Genomic DNA, 14,229 nt, shown 5'->3' with positions numbered 1-14,229 from the left:
GAAGCAAGGAGGTTGGTGCGTGTCGCGCCAGGTACTGACGGTCGGTCCCGGGGACCGGGACCGCTACCGGACCATCGGTGAGGCGCTCGCGGCGGCCCGTACCGGCGCGCTCATCAGCGTCCGGCCAGGGACGTACGCGGAGAACCTGGTGATCCAGACCCGGGTCACCCTCACCGCCGCCGAGGGGCGGGGCACGGTGGAGATCCGCCCGCGCTCGGGCAGCGTGCTCGCGCTGCGTGCCGACGCCGTGATGCTCTCCGAACTGACCCTGCGCGGCGGCGACGCCGAGCAGCCGGCCGTGGACGTGCGGCGCGGGCAGGCCGCGCTCGACGGCTGCGAGATCGTCGGTGCCGCCTGGACCGCGCTGCTGGCCGGCGGCACCGGTTCGCTCGCGCTGCGGGACTGCCGGGTGAGCAACCCGCAGGGCGCGGGCATCGTGGTCACCTCGACCACGCCCAGCACCGTGGAGTCCTGCACCTTCGAACACCTGGGCACCAGCGGCCTGGTCCTCGCCGAGCAGGGCGAGGCACGCGTCCGCGGCTGCACCGTGCGCGACGCGCGCGGCAACGGCCTGCTCGCCAACGGCGAGGCCCGCGGCACCGTCGAGGACTGCGACATCTCCTCCACCGACAAGCCCTCCCTCGCCCTGGAGCAGAACTGCTCCCTCTCGGTGATCCGGACCGTGGTGCACGACACCAGCACCGGCGTGCACCTGAGCAGCGCGGGCCGTACGACGCTGGAGGACGTCCGGGTCACCGGGGCCTCCGGGAACGGCATCACGCTGGCCGCCGGCACCGACCCGGTGCTGCGCCGCTGCCGCGTGTCCCGCACCCGCGGCCACGGCGTGCTGGTCACCGACCGGGCGCGCGGCACCTTCGAGGACTGCTGGGTGGACGGCGCGCAGGGCGTGGCGCTGCGGGTCGCCGGGGCCGCCTCCCCGGCGCTGACCGGCCTGACGGTCCGCGACTGCCACGAGACCGGGCTGCTCCTGGAGGAGGACTCCGCTCCGGAGCTGGACCGCCTTGAGGTGATCGGCGGCTCGCCCGCGATCGCGGTGCGCGGCGGTGCCAACCCGCTGCTGCGCCGGGCCCGGCTGGTGGAGCCCTCCGGTGACGGCATCACGGCCGCCAAGGACGCCCGCGGGCGCGCCGAGGACTGCGAGATCGTCCGGCCCAAGGGCGCGGGTGTGCGCGTGGCCTCCGGCAGCACCCTCTACCTGGCCGGCGGCGGGGTCTCCGACACCGGCACCAACGGCCTGGTGGTGGAGGACGGCGGCAGCGTCACCGTCCGCGACTTCCGTATCGAGATGTCCGGCGAGGAGGGCGTGGTGGTCGCCGCGGGCGGCGAGCTGACCGCCAACCGCACCCTGGTGCACGCCCCGCAGGGCCACGGTTTCCTGCTCTGCGAGGGCGCGCTCGCCTCGCTCAGCGGCTGCGAGGCCACCGGCGGCGCCCAGGACGGCTTCCGGGTGGAGTCCACCGCGCCGGTCTCCCTGGTGAACTGCCTCGCGCGGGAGAACGAGGGCGGCGGCCTGGTGCAGACCGCGCCCGGTGAACGGCTCGCCGTGGAGGGCCTGAACAGTGTCGGCAACGGCAAGCGGGACGCCTGGGGCACCGGCAGCGCCGAGAACACCGACCCGGCCGGCTCCGGCGCCGCGGACGCGCCCCCGCCGGACCGTGCGGACGGCCCGCTCGGCGCCCTGAACGCGCTGATCGGCCTGGAGAACGTCAAGCAGCAGGTGCGCACCCTGGTCAACCTGACCCAGCTCGCCCAGCGCCGCGAACAACTCGGCATGTCCGCCCCGCCGATGAGCCGCCACCTGGTCTTCGCCGGCCCGCCCGGCACCGGCAAGACCACCGTGGCCCGCCTGTACGGGGCGATCCTGGCCGAACTCGGCTCGCTGCGCAGCGGGCACCTGGTGGAGGTCTCCCGCGCCGACCTGGTCGCGCAGATCGTCGGCGGCACCGCGATCAAGACCACCGAGACCTTCCAACGGGCGCTCGGCGGCGTGCTGTTCATCGACGAGGCGTACACCCTCACCGCCGACAGCGGTCACGGCGGCGCCGACTTCGGCCGCGAGGCGGTGGACACCCTGCTGAAGCTGATGGAGGACCACCGCGACGACGTGGTGGTGGTCGCGGCCGGTTACTCCCGCGAGATGCAGTCCTTCCTCGGCTCCAACCCGGGTCTGGCCTCCCGCTTCTCGCGGACCGTCGAGTTCGAGAACTACTCGGTGCCCGAACTGGTCGCGATCATGGAGAACATGTGCGCCCAGCACCAGTACGAGCTGGGCGAGGGCACCGCGGCGGCGCTGGCCGCGCACTTCGAGGCGATGCCGCGGGACGCCGGCTTCGGCAACGGCCGTGCCGCGCGCGGGGTGTTCGAGGAGATGGTGGACCGGCAGGCGGTCCGGCTCGCCGGCCAGCCGCAGGTCGGCGAGCACGACCTGCGGCTGCTGCTGCCGGAGGACGTCTCCGCCACGGCAGCCGCGCAGGCGACCGCGACCGCCACCCCGGAGAACGACCCGCTGACCCGCCTCGGCGACATGGTCGGCCTGGCCGAGGTCAAGCGCGACGTCGCGGACCTGGTCAACCTCATCACCACCGCCCGGCATCGGGCCGCCGCCGGGCTCCCGGTGCCCTCGCTCAGCCACCACATGGTCTTCACCGGCCCGCCCGGCACCGGCAAGACCACCGTCGCCCGCCTCTACGGGGAGATCCTGTCCCAGCTCGGCATCCTCGAACGCGGCCAGCTGGTCGAGGCGGCCCGCGCCGACCTGGTCGGCCGCTACATCGGCCACACCGCCCAGCTCACCCGCGAGGTCTTCGAACGGGCCCGTGGCGGCGTGCTGTTCATCGACGAGGCCTACACCCTCACCCCGCGCGGCGGCGGCGCCGACTTCGGCCAGGAGGCGGTGGACACCCTGCTGAAGCTGATGGAGGACCACCGCGACGAGGTGGCCGTCATCGTGGCCGGCTACACCGAGGAGATGGAACGCTTCCTCGCCTCCAACCCCGGCCTGTCCTCCCGCTTCCCGCGCCGGGTCGCCTTCGCCGACTACTCCTCCGAGGAACTGGTCACCATCGTGCGCACCCAGGCCGCGAGCATGGGCTACGAGTGCGGACCCGGCACCGGCCCGCTGCTCAAGGAGTACTTCGACGCGCTGCCCCGGGACCGCTCGTTCGGCAACGCCCGCCTGGCCCGCCAGGTGGTCGAGTCGATGGTCACCCGCCAGGCCGGGCGGCTCAGCTCGCTGGCCGCGCCCACCCTGGACGACCTGCGAGTCCTGCGCCCCGAGGACGTCACGGCCGCGGCCCCGAAGGCGGCCCGGTGAGGCCGCCCGCACGCAGGGCGGCCCGCCTGCTGTCCGGTGCCTCACTCGCCGCTGCCCTGCTGCTGCCCGGGGCCGGTCCGGTCCAGGCGGCCCCCGTGCCGGGCCCGCCCACGGCCGACGGGACCAAGGGCCAGGAACTGCCCGGGATGCCCTCCGCGTTCGATCCGGACGCCGAGCAGGTGGCCTGCACCCCCGCCTCCCGCCGGCAGGCGGAGAAGCAGGACTGGTCGCGCCAGCGCCTCGACCTGGACCGGCTGCACCGGCACGGCACCGGCGCGGGCGTGACCGTGGCCCTGATCGACACCGGGGTCGCCCCTGACGCCGCCGGGCTCGACGGCCGGGTCACCGCCCAGGGCGCCGCCGGTGACGACTGCGTCGGGCACGGCACCTTCCTGGCCGGGCTGATCGCCGGGACCGGCGGGGACAGCCCGAGCCTCGCCGGGGTGGCCCCGGCGGCGAAGATCCTGGCCCTGCGCGGCACCGACGCGCGCGGTGCGGCCGACCCCGCCCTGGTCGCGCAGGCAGTGCGCGAGGCGACCGCGGCCCGGGCCGGGGTGATCGCCGTCGCGGTGGCCCTGCCGCGCCGCGACTCGGCGCTGACCCGCGCGGTCGCCGACGCCCGCCGCGCGGGCGCGGTGGTGGTCGCCGCGGCCGCCCCGGACCCGCCGCCCCGGGGCGGCACCGACGAGATCGCGCCCCGCACGTACTGGCCGGCCGGTGAGCCGGGCGTCCTCTCGGTCGCCGACATGCTCCCCGACGGCGCCCGCCCGGACGGCTCCCTGCCCACCGACGGCATCGACCTGGCCGCCCCCGGCGCCGGAGTGGTCTCCGGCGGCCCGCGCGGCGACGGCCACTACCTCGGCGGCGGCGCCTCGGTGGCCACCGCCTACGCCGCCGGGGCCGCCGCGGTGGTCCGCGCCGTCCGCCCCGGGGACTCCCCGGACGCCGTCACCCGCCGTCTGACCGCCACCGCCTACCCCGCCGACCTCCCCCAGCTCGACCCCTACGCCGCCGTCACCACCGTCCTCGGCGACCCGGCCCCGCCCGCCGGTGCCGATCGCGGCTCCGCTCCGGTCGTCCTCCGCGACACCTCCGCGGCCGACCGGGCCACCGACCGCGCCACGCTCGTCGTCCTGTTCGGCACCGCCGGCGTCCTCGCCGTCCTGTGGGCCGCCTACGCCGTTCCGCGGGCCCGCGCCCGGGGGTGGCGTCCGGCGGGAGAGGGCGCAGCGGGGCCGGAATGACCGGAATCGCCGGGATCGCCGGAATGAACTGAGGGCCGGTGGGGCCACTTCAGGTGGTCCCGCCGGCCCCGCGTCGTGTCCGTTCCCGTGTCCGCTCAGCCGCCCTGCCCCGGGCTCTCCTCCACCAGTGCCGTCTGCATCAGCCGCTCCCGGCGGCGGGCGATGTGCAGGGCCCGGCCGGGGGGCAGGTTGCGGGGTTTGGCGTTGCCGAAGAGACGGCCTTCGGTGGGCGGGCAGGACAGGAGGACGGCGGGGTTGTTGGCCTCGTCGAGGCGGCGCAGGAGGCCGTCGCCGAGGCCGCGTCCGGCGCCCATGGCGCTGCGGGCGACGATCAGGTGCAGGCCCATCTCGAAGCCGAGGGTCAGGTGCTCGAAGAGCGGCTCGAAGGGGCTCTGGAAGGAGTTGCCGGAGACCATGTCGTAGTCGTCGACCAGGATGAACAGGCGCGGGCCGGTCCACCAGTCGCACCGGCGCATCCGGCCGGGGGCGATGTCGGCGCCGGGGACACGGGTCTTCATCGCGCGGGCCGCGCCCTCGATGGTCTCCTTGAGGTTGTCCAGGGAGATCACGTGCCCGATGCGGTACTCCTCGGGGACGGTGTCCACCAGCGTGCGGCGGTAGTCGACCACGATGATCTTCGCCTCGGTGGGGGCGTAGCGCGCGGTGATGCCCTCGGTGACGCGGCGCAGCAGGTTGGTCTTGCCGCTCTCCGTGTCGCCGACCACGAGCAGGTGCGGGGTGCGGCTGAAGTCGTGCCAGACCGGTTCCAGGGCGTCCTGGTCGATACCGAGCGGGAGGCGCATGCCGCCGCCCTCGGTCGCTTCGGGGGCGGGGAGTTCGGCGAGCGGGAGCCGGTGCGGCAGCATCCGGACCTGCGGGGCGGACGGGCCGGACCAGTGCCGGGAGACCTCGGTGACCAGGTGGGCGACGCCCTCGCCGAGGTCGTCCAGGGAGCCGCTGCCGTCGAGGCGGGGCAGGCCGGCCAGGAAGTGCATCTTGCTGTCGGCGGTGATGCCGCGGCCGCCGCTGCGTGGCACCGAGCGGGCCTTGCGGGTGTCGATCTCGGAGTCCATCGGGTCGCCCATCCGCAGTTCCAGGCGGGTGGCGGCCTGGTCGCGGACCTGGGCGGACAGCTCCACCCAGCGGGTGGTGGTGACGATCAGGTGGATGCCGTAGTTGAGGCCGCGGGCGGCGAGTTCGTTGAACTTCGGGATCAGGTCGTCGTAGTCCTGGCGGACCGTGGACCAGCCGTCGACCACCATGAACACGTCGCCGAAGGGCTCGTCGGGGAACTCCCCGGCGGCCCGGCGGCGGCGGTAGGACTGCATGGAGTCGAGGGTGTGGTCCACGAAGAACTGCTCGCGGCGGGCGAGCAGCGTCATCACCTCGGCGACCGCCCGGTGCACCCGCTCCGGGTTGAGCCGCGCGGCGACGCCGCCGACGTGCGGGAGCGCGGCGAACTGCGAGAGGCCGCCGCCGCCGAAGTCGAGGCAGTAGAACTGGATCTCGGCGGGGGTGTGGGTGAGGGCGAGGGCGCCGATCAGGGTGCGGGCGAGGGTGGACTTGCCGCTCTGCGAACCGCCCGCGATGGCGACGTGGCCGCCGGCCCCGGACAGGTCCACGATCAGGGGATCGCGGCGCTGCTCGAAGGGCTTGTCCACCAGGCCGACCGGGACCCGCAGCCGGCTGGTGCCGGGCCAGCCGGCGGCGGTCAGGCCGCGCTCGGGGTCGGGGGCCAGGCCGGGCAGCAGGGCGTCCAGCGGGGACGGCTCGTCCAGCGGCGGCAGCCACACCTGGTGGGCGGCCGGGCCGGAGTCGCGCAGCCGGTCCAGGGCCACGTCGAGCAGCGTCTCCTCGTCACCGGCCTCCTCGGTCTCCGGCTCAGGTTCGGGCGCCGCCTCCAGGGTGCGCGGCACCACCCAGCCGCTGGTCCACGGCACCACCTGGCTGGCCACCCGGGCCCGGACCACCGCGCCGGTGCGGCGCCGGTAGGTGCCGGAGGAGTAGGCGGCGCGGAACCGGGTCAGGGACTCCACACCGGACTTCAGGTAGCCGTTGCCGGGCTGGGCAGGGAGCTGGTAGGCGTCCGGCACGCCGAGCACACCGCGGCTCTCCATGGCGGAGAAGGTGCGCAGGCCGACGCGGTACGACAGGTGGCTCTCCAACTGGTGCATGCGGCCCTCGTCCAGGCGCTGCGAGGCGAGCAGCAGGTGCACCCCGAGGGAACGGCCGAGGCGGCCGATCATCACGAACAGGTCCATGAACTCCCGGTGCGCGGAGAGGAGTTCGCTGAACTCGTCGACCACCACGAACAGGCTGGGCAGCGGCGTGAGGCCGGCCCCGGCGGCGCGGGCCCGCTCGTACTCCAGGGCGGAGGTGTAGTTGCCGGCGGAGCGCAACAGCTCCTGGCGCCGCATCAGTTCGCCGTGCAGGGCGTCCTGCATGCGTTCCACCAGGGCGACCTCGTCGGCGAGGTTGGTGATGACGGCGGAGGTGTGCGGGAGTTCCTCCAGGCCGAGGAAGGTGGCGCCGCCCTTGAAGTCGACCAGGACGAAGTTGAGGGTCTCGGAGGAGTTGGTCAGGGCGAGGCCCAGCACAAGGGTGCGCAGCAGTTCGCTCTTGCCGGAGCCGGTGGCGCCGATGAGCATGCCGTGCGGGCCCATGCCCCCTTGCGCGGACTCCTTGATGTCGAGTTCCACCGGGCGGCCGTCCACGCCGACCGCGACCGGCACCCGCAGCCGGGCGGAGCCGGTGTGCCGCTCGAAGAGGGTGCGCGGGTCGTGGCGGTGCAGGTCGGGGATGCCGAGCAGGGTGGTCAGCTCGACGTCGGTCTCCAGCGGCTGCGCGATGTCGGTGCCCAGGCTGATCCGGCGGGAGGTGAGCAGCCGGGCCAGCGACTGAGCGCCGAGCGGGCCGAGCCGGTCCGGCCGGCCGAGCGGCACGGAGCGCTCCTTGCGGCTGCGGTCGGTGCGCACCAGGCTCACCAGGTCCGGCCCGACGGTCAGCCGCAGCGTGTTGCGGCCGGGCCGCCAGCGCAGCGCCCCGGAGACGTCGAGGACCACCGCGTTGCGGTAGCCGTGCCCCTCCCAGCGGTGCCCCTCGGGGACGCTGACGCCGTCCAGCACGACGACGGTGTAGGGCTCGTCACGGCCGGGGCGGGCGTCCGGGTCGAAGCCGGGGCGCTCGGCGAACTCGGCGCCGAGCAGGTCGTCCAGCTCGGTGAGGTCGGCGGTGATCCGCCGGACCTGGCCGGCGCCGTCCTCCTCGTACGGATGCAGCGCGTGCGGCAGCCACTTGACCCACTCCCAGTCGGGCCGCCGCTCGTCGCTGACGCAGACCGCGAGCCACAGCTCCTCGGGCGCGTGGAACACCGCGAGCTGGCCGAGCGCGGCGCGCACGAGGGCGCGTACGGCGTCGGCGGCGGCGGGGTCCGCGGCCGGGGCGCCGCCTTCGGCGCGGGTCTCGCCGTTCGCTCCGTACGGCGGGACGCCCGGCTCGGCGGACTCCTCGCCGGCCGCCCCCTGCGGGCGCAGCAGGACCCGGGCCGAGGAGCGCAGGTAGAGGCCCAGGGGCTGTTCGGGGATGGTGGAGTAGGCGCGGATGAAGCGGCGCAGGGCGTGCGCGCAGAGCGGTTCGAGGTCCTCCACCGGGCGGGTGGAGACCGGCTGCAGGGTGAGCGCGAGCTGCTGTTCGCCGACCGCGAGCCGGATCTCCCCGAAGTCCTCGTCGGCGGGGCGGCGTTCCCACAGCCGCGAGGTGCGGGCCAGCGAGCGCAGCGAGGCGGGCTCCGGGTGACGCCAGGCGAGGGCCCGCTGCTGTTCCACGATGGTGGCCCGGACCCGCTTGCGGGTCTGCGCCAGGTAGCGGAGGTAGTCGCGGCGTTCGCCCTTCAGGCGCTGCTTGCGCTCGCTGGAGCGGCGCATCAGCTGCCCCAGCAGCATGGCACCGGCGGAGAGCGCCATGACGCCCATCGCCAGATACATGAAGACGCCGTTCCCGCCGCCGGGGCGCAGGAACATCAGCATCATCGACACCGACATCAGCGCCATCGGCAGATACGTCCATATCGCCGAGGTGTCGGGCACCGTCTCGGCGAGGACCGGCGGCTCCTGGAGGGTCAATTGCCCCTCGGGCATCTCCGGTCCGCGTCTGCGGGCCGGCCGGCGAAAGAGCACCACACTCAAGGAACAGAACCTCCGGGTTCACTGGGCTTTCCGCCCCGCACCGAATACCGCCGCGCCCAGTGCCGGGAAAGTGCCGCACCGTACCGACTCCGGCGGTTTCCGGGCAGCGGTGAAATCCGGGTGAACGTTCCGGGCGAAAACCGCGGGGGCGGGCAACTCTCGTAGCGGTCGGCTCCGTACCGGGCGTGAGTCCGGTCCGCAGCACAATCCGGCGGGCATCGGCAGTAGTCTGCATCCACGGAACGCGACCTGTCCACGTGGGAAAGGCAGTTGCCGGGCGCACGGGCCCCATCCCCTTGCGCTGACCCGTGACTGGCCCCGCGTGCCGTCCGTACTCTTCGCCCATTCCCCCTTTCCCGGGGGAAATCCACCTGCCAAGCCCTCCACGGAAGACGAGAGTTCAGCTGATGACCGACAGCGCGGTGGCCGAACTGTGCCGCCTGACCGTACGCGCGCCGAGCGTCTCCGTCGATCTGGCCGTACCCGCCGACGTGCCGGTCGCCGACCTGTTGCCCACGCTGTTGCGCTACGTCGGGGAAGAGGCCGAGGAGACCGGACTCGACCATGCCGGCTGGGTGCTCCAGCGGCTCGGCGACGCCCCGCTCGACGAGGAGGCCACCCTCGCCCTCGCCGGGCTCGCCGACGGTGACGTGCTCTATCTGCGCCCGCACACCGAGGCGCTGCCCGAGGCCCGGCTCGACGACCTGGTGGACGGGATAGCCGACACCGCGGGCCGGCGGCTGCACAACTGGCACCCCGGCGCGGCCCGCGGCCTGCTGGTGGGCACCGTGGTGGCGACCGTGCTGACCGCCCTGGTGCTGGTGTTCTGGCCCGGGGTGCCCGCCTCGTCCCGGGCGGCCTTCGCGGGCGTGACCGGACTGCTGCTGCTCGCCGGCGCGGGCTCGGCCAGCCGCGCGGTGGGCGACCGGCTCTCCGCGACCGCGCTCGGCCTGCTGGTCGCGCCCTGTCTGGCACTGGCGGGCTGGGTGCTGCCCGGCGGCGACCTGACCGGCCCGGACGCGGCACGGGTCGCGGGCGCGCGACTGCTGGCGGCGGGCGCGGCCGGCGCGGGCGGCGCGGTCCTCGCGCTCGCCGCCACCGCGGTCGGCGCCCCCGCCCTCCTGGCCACCGCGGTGGTCGCGGTGGCCACCGCCGTCGCCGGGGCCCTGATGGGATACACCGCGCTCGACGTGCCGGCCGCGGCGGCGCTGGTGGCGACGGTGATCGCGCTGGCCGCCGGGGCGGTGGTGCCGTTCGCCTTCAAGCTGGCCGGGATGCGGCTGCCCGCCCTGCCGTCCTCCGCCAGCCAGCTCCAGGAGGGCATCGAGCCCTACGCGGGCGGCGAGGTCGCCGAGCGCACCGAACTGGCCGGACGCTGGGTCACCGCGCTGTTCGGGGCCACCGGCACCGTCGCCGCGGCGGCCCTGGTCGTCCTCGCCGAGCGCCCGGGCCTGCCCGAGGTGCTGACCGCCCTCGCGCTGAGCCTGCTGCTGCTCCTGCACGGCCGCGGCCTGGTGCACATCGCGCAGCGGCTGACCCTGGCGGTGCCCGGCATCGGGGGGCTGCTGCTGCTCGCCCGCGCCTGGGCGGTGGACAGCGACGCCGACGGGCGTGCGGTGGTCTTCGCGGTCCTCCTCGGAGCCGCGGCCGTACTCGTGATCGCCGCATGGACGGTGCCCGGCCGCCGGATGCTGCCGTACTGGGGCCGCGCGGCGGAACTGGCGCACACCGGCTTCGCGGTCGCGCTGCTGCCGCTCAGCCTGTGGGTGGCGGGCCTCTTCGGCTGGCTGCGCGGCCTGTTCGGCTGAGCGCACCCGTCACCCGTACCGGAACACCCGTACCGGAACACCCGTACCCGAACGCCCGGTCACCCGGTCACCCGGTCACCCGGTCACCCGGTCACCGAGAGCGAGTTGAGGAGAGGCTGTGCAGTCCAAACGCGACCAGGTGCAGGCCCACGGTTTCATGATGGGCAGGCTCAGCTCCGGCCTGCTGATGGCCGACCCGGACGCCCCCGAGAGCCCGCTCGGGCGCACCACCCGCGGCGTGATCTTCGGCGTGCTGGTCACCGTCCTGATCGGCGCGGGCGCCACCGTCTACGGGCTGCTGCGCCCCGGCGGCAACGACGGCTGGCGCGACGGCGAGCACCTGGTGGTCAACCGGGACACCGGCGCCCGCTACCTGTGGACCGGCACCGACGGCGTGCTGCACCCGGTGCGCAACTACGCCTCGGCGCGGCTGATCGGCGGCTCCGACCTGGCGACCGAGGACGTGGGCACCGCCTCGTTGGGGGACACCCCGGTGGGTGCCCCGGTCGGCATCCCCGGCGCCCCGGAGACCGTGCCCGAGCCCGGCCGGCTCGACGACGGCGCCTGGCACATGTGCGTCACCGGACCGGACGGAGCGTTGCCCAGCACCTCCGGCGCGCGGGTGAGCACCGAGGTGAACGAGCCGGGCGCCACCACCGTGGTCGCCGGGGCGCCGCTGGACTCCCGTGGGATCGGCGGTGACCGCGGGGTGCTGGTCCGCGGCCCGGACGGCACCGAGTACCTGGTGTGGCGGGGGAGCAGGCTGCCGTTGGACCGCGCCTCCGACGCCCGCAACGCGCTCGGCTACGGCTCGGAGCGCCCCATGCCGGTCTCCGCGGCCTTCCTGGACGCGCTGGCGCCCGGCCCCGTCCTGAGCCCGCCCGAGGTGCCCGGGCGCGGTGAGAAGGGCCCCCAGCTCGGCGGCGAAGCCAGCCGGATCGGCCAGCTGTTCAGGATCAGCGTGCCCGGCGGCGGCAGTACGTACCACCTGCTGCGCCGGGACGGCCTGGTGCCGCTGACCCGGCTCGGCGCCGCCCTGGTGCTGGGCGATCCGGCCACCCAGAAGGAGGCCTACCAGGGGCAATCGCCCGAGGTCCGCTCGGTCGGCGCGGCCGTGCTGCGCGAGCACCGGGCGAAGGACGCGGGCCAGGCCGGTTCCGCGGAGCTGCCGGACGCGCCGCCGGTCCCGCAGTCCGCGCCCCGCGGCACCGCGCTCTGCGCGAAGGTGGACGGCGGCGACGGCGGCGCCCGGATCAGCTCGGTGCTGGCCCCGCTGGCCGGGCTCGCCCCGGTCACGGTGCCGGAGGGCACCGACCAGCCGCTGGAGCAGGCCTGCACCCCGCCGGACGCCGCGGTGGTACGGCCCGGGCACGGCGCCCTGGTCCGGGCCCTGCACGCGAGCGGCGCCGCGCACGCGGGGACCACCTACCTGGTGGCGGACAACGGCGTGAAGTACCGGGTCTCCTCCACGGACGCGCTGGCCGCGCTCGGCTACGAGACCGGGGACATCGGCTCGGTCCCGGCGCCGCTGCTCGCGGCCTTCCCGACCGGCGCGGACCTGGACCCGGCCGCCGCCTCGGGCGCCACGCGGGCCGAGGTCACCGCTCCCCAGTGCGGTACCGCCGAGCGAACGGAGGAACGCGCGGCGGCCGGCGAGGCGGCCGGGACCGGCACGGCGGGCGCTGCCGGCTCAGCCCGCACAGCGGGCACAGCGGGCTGAGCCGGACCAGGGGCACATAAAACGCCCAACGAAAAGGAAAAGGGCGGGAGCGGGGGAACATCGGCCGAACCCGGCGCCGACGGTGCGGAGTCGGCCCGTTTCGTCACGGGCCCGGGTGCGGGGAATCCCCCGCTGTGGGGCCCGCACCCACCGGAGGGCGGCGGCAGGAATGCCGGGAGCGCGCAGGGAAACCTCAGAAAAAGCTCAGAGAATACGGTGGCCCGGTCCCGCGGAATCCCCGCCGGCGGCGCGGACATTGCGGAAACGGGCGGCTCCGGTGACCGTTTCCCTTCTTCGCGCGCCCGTTTCCCGCCCGCTTCGCGGCGCCCGCGGGGACCGTACACGTACCGCTTCCCCGGTGGGTGAAGCAGGCTGTTCACCCCGGTGAAACCCTCGGACAACTTCCGTGGTACGCAAGCATTTTGACGAGCTGTCCGGAAGCTCAAATTTTCCCTGCACGCGTTGCGCGGAACACGTGCTTCTCTTTAGCCTCAGCGGGCAACGCTGCGACGAGACTCGCTCGAACGAAGGGAGCGCGACATGGCGGACAGTGCCGCGAGGAAAGCGGATTATGCCAAGGGCTTGGGGGGCGTCTCGTCCCTGGAGTCGGCCCGGGACCGGGTCGAGAAGATCCAGAACAACGTCGCGGAGATCGCGGCGCGTTCGGGCGTCGGCGGCGACGAGGGCCAGGCCCTGCTGAAGCTCTTCCGCAGCTGGAACGGCGAGGCGCAGAAGGTCGTCATCCAGATCAGCAAGATGATCGACGCGCTCCAGGAGAACGTGACCTCCGCCGACCGCCTGGCGAAGGAGAACCAGGACCTGACCGAGGTCCTCAACAGCAAGACCACCCAGGGCGTCTTCGAAGCACTGCTCTGACCCGCCCCTTCCGGCGCCGGCCCTCTTCGGCGAGGCCGGACTCCGTGAGCTTCCCGGGCCCCGGCGCCCGGCCACCCGAGAGGAGACGTCATGGCTGACGGCATCATCGACGTGCAGTACCCCGTGGTCCAGAACGCCATCGAGGAGCTGAAGAACCAGACCCAGCAGATCATCACGACCCTCAACAACCTGGAGGACGAGCTGAAGCCGCTCGTCAGCTCCTGGGAGGGATCGGACCAGCAGATGTACATCCAGGTCCAGGCGGAGTGGGACCAGGCCACCAAGAACATGGCCATGCTGCTCGGCGACAGCGGCGAGCTGGTCCAGAGCATCCACGACAACCACTCCCGCGACGAGCGCAAGAGCGCCGACAACTGGGGCAACGTCAGGGCCCGTTAGTACCGGCCCGGCGCCGCACCGCGCGCCCGGCTGAGGCCCGCCGGTCCGGCCGTCCGCGCACCCGGCGCCGGCCGGTCCGGCGGCCCCTCGCCCTCCCCGTCTCGCCCTTCCCGTCCCGATCCCCGTCCGGCACCCAGCGCAGGAGGACGTCCCATGGCCGGTGAGAAGGCCGACGTCAAGCATTTCGACCTCAAGCAGATGGAGAACTTCCGGGACAACGAGGTGCAGCCGGTGCACACCGCCGCGAAGAAGCACCGCGAGGTGGGCGACGGCTCCCACATCCGTCCGCTCGGCCACCTCATCGACGGGCACACCACCCCGGAGAACCTCGCCCAGGACAAGCAGCTCCTGCGCATCGGCAAGATGGTCACCGACCCTCTGGTCTCGGGACCGAAGCTGATCGAGGACGTCCGCGCGGCGGCCGAGTCGATCGACAAACTGCTGGGTGACCAGATGGAGCTCTTCAAGGAGCTCAAAGAGGCACTCACCGAGACCATCGACGCGGCCAACAAGACCAAGGAGAAGAACCTCGACGCGATCGACGCGCAGACGCTGCTCACGACGCTCGACGAGGTCGACACCCTCACCGCCGGCGGCACCGGCGGCACCGACGACGACACCTGAGCCCGTGCCGCGCGGGCCGGCCGGGACCACGACCGCCCGG

At 74.3% G+C, this 14,229-nt stretch carries 8 protein-coding genes; 7 read left to right on the top strand and 1 reads right to left on the bottom strand.

The window, feature by feature from the left end; genetic code table 11:
• Nucleotides 1-19: 19 nt before the first annotated feature.
• Together ACWD0J_RS12685 and ACWD0J_RS12680 are read left to right on the top strand one after the other, a co-directional pair.
• A complete protein-coding gene (locus ACWD0J_RS12685) occupies nucleotides 20-3,334 on the top strand; it encodes a right-handed parallel beta-helix repeat-containing protein (protein ID WP_451495776.1) in 3,315 nt (1,104 codons plus the stop codon).
• The gene (locus ACWD0J_RS12680; protein ID WP_451495775.1) at nucleotides 3,331-4,578 is read left to right on the top strand and encodes a S8 family serine peptidase; all 1,248 of its coding nucleotides are present in this window, start codon (nucleotides 3,331-3,333) and stop codon (nucleotides 4,576-4,578) included. Before ACWD0J_RS12685 ends, ACWD0J_RS12680 begins: the two co-directional genes overlap by 4 nt.
• A gap of 95 nt (nucleotides 4,579-4,673) precedes the next feature.
• Here the strand turns inward: ACWD0J_RS12680 and eccCa are convergent, their stop codons facing one another.
• Nucleotides 4,674-8,714: a type VII secretion protein EccCa gene (gene eccCa / locus ACWD0J_RS12675; protein ID WP_451495774.1), complete on the bottom strand. Its 4,041-nt coding sequence runs from the start codon at nucleotides 8,712-8,714 to the stop codon at nucleotides 4,674-4,676.
• A 455-nt stretch (nucleotides 8,715-9,169) separates the two neighbouring features.
• On the opposite strand from eccCa, the gene eccD reads away from it, so the two are divergent.
• From eccD to ACWD0J_RS12650, 5 genes are all read left to right on the top strand, one after another.
• Nucleotides 9,170-10,570 (top strand): type VII secretion integral membrane protein EccD, encoded by a 1,401-nt coding sequence (gene eccD, locus ACWD0J_RS12670; RefSeq protein ID WP_451495773.1) that lies wholly within the window; start codon nucleotides 9,170-9,172, stop codon nucleotides 10,568-10,570.
• 118 nt (nucleotides 10,571-10,688) lie between these two features.
• Nucleotides 10,689-12,290 (top strand): type VII secretion protein EccB, encoded by a 1,602-nt coding sequence (eccB, locus tag ACWD0J_RS12665; protein ID WP_451495772.1) that lies wholly within the window; start codon nucleotides 10,689-10,691, stop codon nucleotides 12,288-12,290.
• A gap of 540 nt (nucleotides 12,291-12,830) precedes the next feature.
• On the top strand, nucleotides 12,831-13,166 hold the full coding sequence (locus tag ACWD0J_RS12660; protein ID WP_451495771.1) for a hypothetical protein: 336 nt from the start codon (nucleotides 12,831-12,833) through the stop codon (nucleotides 13,164-13,166).
• Between the two features lie 90 nt (nucleotides 13,167-13,256).
• Nucleotides 13,257-13,565, top strand: a complete 309-nt coding sequence (locus ACWD0J_RS12655; RefSeq protein WP_451495770.1) for a WXG100 family type VII secretion target — start codon at nucleotides 13,257-13,259, stop codon at nucleotides 13,563-13,565.
• A 153-nt stretch (nucleotides 13,566-13,718) separates the two neighbouring features.
• Complete coding sequence (locus ACWD0J_RS12650; RefSeq protein ID WP_451495769.1) at nucleotides 13,719-14,189, top strand: type VII secretion system-associated protein; 471 nt, start codon at nucleotides 13,719-13,721, stop codon at nucleotides 14,187-14,189.
• Nucleotides 14,190-14,229 lie beyond the last annotated feature (40 nt).

This window comes from Streptomyces sp. NPDC003011, assembly GCF_053591515.1.
The sequence above is the reverse complement of the archived record's forward strand: the minus strand, read 5'-3'. Positions and strand labels throughout refer to the sequence as shown.

What these genes read in the sequence shown, in the direction of transcription:
- eccCa (WP_451495774.1), bottom strand. Translation starts at nt 8,714, where the DNA reads ATGCCCGAGGGGCAATTGACCCTCCAGGAGCCGCCGGTCCTCGCCGAG.
- eccD (WP_451495773.1), top strand. Translation starts at nt 9,170, where the DNA reads ATGACCGACAGCGCGGTGGCCGAACTGTGCCGCCTGACCGTACGCGCG.
- ACWD0J_RS12660 (WP_451495771.1), top strand. Translation starts at nt 12,831, where the DNA reads ATGGCGGACAGTGCCGCGAGGAAAGCGGATTATGCCAAGGGCTTGGGG.
- ACWD0J_RS12655 (WP_451495770.1), top strand. Translation starts at nt 13,257, where the DNA reads ATGGCTGACGGCATCATCGACGTGCAGTACCCCGTGGTCCAGAACGCC.
- ACWD0J_RS12650 (WP_451495769.1), top strand. Translation starts at nt 13,719, where the DNA reads ATGGCCGGTGAGAAGGCCGACGTCAAGCATTTCGACCTCAAGCAGATG.